Consider the following 3,877-nt stretch of genomic DNA (forward strand, 5'->3'; position numbering starts at 1 on the left):
CGGCGCCGGGGCGGGAGCCTGGACCTCGGTGGACGGGGTGGCCTCGGGTGCGGGGGCCGGAGCCGGCGGGGCCGGGGGCTCGGGCTGCGGTTCGGGCTGCGGTTCGGCGGCCGGGGCGGGGGCAGCCGCGGGGGCGCCGCCGCTGCCGTCGTCGATGACGGCCAGCTCGGCGCCGACCTCCACCGTCTCGTCCTCGGCGACCTTGATGGATGCGAGCACACCGGACGCCGGGGACGGAATCTCGGTGTCGACCTTGTCGGTCGACACCTCGAGCAGCGGCTCGTCGGCCTCGACGTGCTCACCCTCGGCCTTCAGCCAGCGGGTGACGGTGCCCTCGGTCACGCTCTCGCCGAGCGCCGGCAGGGTTACGGAAACCGCCATGGTTGCGGTTGCTCCTCACGGATCTGTGCGGATGGGGTGGCGTGGATGAGGGTCAGTCGTGCGCGTGCAGCGGCTTGCCCGCGAGGGCCAGGTGGGCCTCGCCGAGCGCCTCGCTCTGCGTCGGGTGCGCGTGGATGAGCTGCGCGACCTCGGCGGGCAGCGCCTCCCAGTTGTAGATGAGCTGGGCTTCGCCGACCTGCTCGCCCATCCGGTCGCCGACCATGTGGATGCCGACCACCGCTCCGTCGCGCACCTGGACCAGCTTGACCTCACCGGAGGTCTTCAGGATCTTGCTCTTGCCGTTGCCCGCCAGGCTGTACTTGAGGGTGACGACCTTGTCGGCGCCGTACAGCTCCTTGGCCTTGGCCTCGGAGATGCCCATCGAGGCGACCTCCGGGTGGCAGTACGTCACCCGCGGCACACCGTCGTAGTCGATCGGCACGGCCTTCAGGCCGGCCAGCCGCTCCGCGACCAGGATGCCCTCGGCGAAGCCGACGTGGGCCAGCTGGAGGGTCGGCACCAGGTCGCCGACGGCCGAGAGGGTCGGCACGTTGGTGCGCATGTACTCGTCGACCAGGACATAGCCGCGGTCCATCGCGACGCCCTGCTCCTCGTACCCCAGGTTCTGCGAGACCGGGCCGCGGCCGATGGCGACCAGCAGCACCTCCGCCTCGAAGGTCTTGCCGTCGGCGAGGGTCACCCGCACGCCGTCGGCGGTGTATTCGGCGCTCTGGAAGAAGGTGCCGAGGTTGAACTTGATGCCGCGCTTGCGGAACGCCCGCTCCAGCAGCTTCGAGCTGTTCTCGTCCTCGACCGGAACCAGGTGGGGCAGGCCCTCGACGATGGTCACGTCGGTGCCGAAGGACTTCCACGCCGAGGCGAACTCGACACCGATCACCCCGCCGCCCAGGATGATCGCCGACTGCGGCACCCGGTTCAGCACCAGGGCGTGGTCGGAGGAGATGATCCGGTTGCCGTCGATGTCCAGACCCGGCAGCGAGCGCGGTACGGAACCGGTCGCGAGCAGCACATGCCGGCCCTCGACCCGCTGGCCGTTCACATCAACCGAGGTGGGGGAGGACAGCCGGCCCTCGCCCTCGATGTACGTCACCTTGCGTGAGGCCACCAGGCCCTGCAGGCCCTTGTAGAGGCCGGCGATCACGTCGTCCTTGTACTTGTGGACGGCGGCGATGTCGATGCCCTCGAAGGTGGCCTTCACGCCGAACTGCTCGCTCTCGCGAGCCTGGTCCGCGATCTCACCGGCGTGCAGAAGCGCCTTGGTGGGAATGCATCCCTGGTGCAGACAGGTGCCCCCGAGCTTGTTCTTCTCGATCAGGGCGACGTCCAGTCCCAGCTGCGCGGCACGCAGGGCGGCCGCGTAGCCTCCGCTGCCACCGCCGAGGATCACTAGGTCGAAAACAGTGCTGGCGTCGTTCGCCACGTCACGTCCTCCATGCATGGGTTCGCCGGAGCCGGTCCACCAAGACCGGGCGGCGGCTTAGGTTCGGCCGCTTTGTCTCAAAGGGGGCCCTGTCGTGCCGAGACAACATCTTCGCACTTCTCAGCGGCGTACGGGCCACCGGCCCTGGCAGACAGAACACGGGGAGCGGCCCCGGGCATGTCGCCCGGGGCCGCACGTGACAGATCTCACCCGTTCAGAGCAGATCCCCGTCCGCGGCCTGCCGGGCCAGGCCCACCAGGGTGCGGACCGCGCTGCCGGTGCCGCCCTTCGGGGTGTAGCCGAACGGCGCGCCCTCGTGGAAGGCCGGGCCGGCGATGTCCAGGTGCGCCCAGGTGATGCCCTCGCCGACGAACTCCTTCAGGAACAGCCCGGCGATCAGCCCGCCGCCCATCCGCACACCCATGTTGGCGATGTCGGCGGTGGGGGAGTCGAAGGTCTTGCGCAGCGCCTTCGGCAGCGGCATCGGCCAGGAGTCCTCGCCCTCGGCCAGCGCGGTGGTGTGGATGGCGGTACGGAAGTCGTCGTTGTTGGACATGATCCCGAACCGGCCCTCGCCCAGGGCCAGCACCATCGCGCCGGTCAGCGTCGCCACGTCCACGATCGCGTCCGGGTTCTCCTCCGAGGCGCGGGCCAGCGCGTCGCCGAGCACCAGCCGGCCCTCGGCGTCGGTGTTGAGCACCTCGACGGTCTTGCCGCTGTACATCCGCAGCACGTCGCCGGGGCGGGTGGCGTTGCCGCCGGGCATGTTCTCGGCCAGCGCGAGCCAGCCGGTGAGGTTCACCTCGAGGCCGAGCTTGGCGGTGGCCACGATCGCGGCGAACACCGCGGCGGCGCCGCTCATGTCGCACTTCATCGTCTCGTTGTGGCCGGCCGGCTTCAGCGAGATGCCGCCCGAGTCGTAGGTGATGCCCTTGCCGACGAAGGCGAGGGTGCGGGTGGCCTTGGCATGGGTGTACTCGATCCGGACCAGCCGGGGCGGGGTGGCCGAGCCGCGGCCGACGCCCAGGATGCCGCCGAAGCCGCCCTTGGCCAGCGCCTTCTCGTCCATGACCTCGACCTTGAAGCCGAACTCCTTGCCGGCCGCCTGCACAGCGGCGGCGAAGGCCTTCGGATCCAGGTCGTTGGCGGGGGTGTTGATCAGGTCGCGGGCCCGGTTGACCTCGACGCCGACCGCGGTGGCCCGCTCGGCGGCGGCCTTGTGCTCCTTGTCGCGCGGCTTGGCGCCGGTCACGGCCACCTCGCCGAGCGGCGCCTTGCCGCCGTCCTTCGCCTGGTAGGCGGTGAAGGCGTACGCGCCCAGCAGCGCGCCGGTGCCGACCGCCTCGATGGCGACCGGGTCGGCGGCCGGCAGCGCGAAGGCGGCCTTCTTCGAACCGGCCAGCGCCCGGGCCGCGACACCCGCCGCCTTGCGCAGCGCTTCGGCGTCGAAGCCCGCGCCGTCCTCCGGGGCCTCACCGAGACCGACCGCGACCACGACCGCCGCCTTCACCCCGGCCGGCGCGGGCAGCTTCGTCACCTCGCCCTCGGCGCCCGAAGCACCCAGGGTCTCCAGCGTGGCGGCGAGCTTGCCGTCGAACGCGGAGTCCACCGTTTCGGCCCCCGGCGCGACGCGCGGGCCCTTGGGGCCCTTGGCCACGCCGATGACGACGGCGTCCGCGCGCAGCGCCGCGGCGGAGGAGGTGCTCAGTGTCAGTGCAGTCACGGTGGATGAGGTCCTATTCGGTCGAGGTCCTGTCGGCGGCCGGTGGGTGGCCCGGCCCGGCCTCCCGCATCGTATTCCGCCACCTCGGCGGGACGGAGGGGGGTACGTGGGGCCGTAAGGGATTTCTGAGCCTACGCCCGGTCACCATGCGCCGGTGCGCGGACCGGTGGGGCACGCGGTCACCGCAGGGAGAGCACCACGAGGGTGGCGGTGCCGGCGGTTTCGCACAGCGCGCCGAAGACGTCCCCGGTCACCCCGCCGAGCGGGTCCGGCAGCGCCGCAGCAGGGCCTCGGCGGCGAGCAGTCCCACACACCAGGCCGCCGCGGTCCGC

At 71.7% G+C, this 3,877-nt stretch carries 3 protein-coding genes and 1 pseudogene; all 4 read right to left on the reverse strand.

Annotated features, from left to right (window positions below):
• On the reverse strand, positions 1–381 hold a 381-nt coding region (locus GA0115240_RS04630), incomplete at its 3' end, for a biotin/lipoyl-containing protein (RefSeq protein ID WP_305110929.1).
• A gap of 52 nt (positions 382–433) precedes the next feature.
• Positions 434–1,822: a dihydrolipoyl dehydrogenase gene (gene lpdA / locus GA0115240_RS04635; protein ID WP_093735370.1), complete on the reverse strand. Its 1,389-nt coding sequence runs from the start codon at positions 1,820–1,822 to the stop codon at positions 434–436.
• Between the two features lie 214 nt (positions 1,823–2,036).
• On the reverse strand, positions 2,037–3,545 hold the full coding sequence (locus tag GA0115240_RS04640) for a leucyl aminopeptidase (RefSeq protein WP_093735371.1): 1,509 nt from the start codon (positions 3,543–3,545) through the stop codon (positions 2,037–2,039).
• Between the two features lie 179 nt (positions 3,546–3,724).
• Positions 3,725–3,877, reverse strand: a pseudogene (locus GA0115240_RS37855) (adenosylcobinamide-GDP ribazoletransferase); the annotation flags it as partial.

The organism is Streptomyces sp. DvalAA-14 (assembly GCF_900091855.1).
Classification (GTDB): Bacteria; Actinomycetota; Actinomycetes; order Streptomycetales; family Streptomycetaceae; genus Actinacidiphila.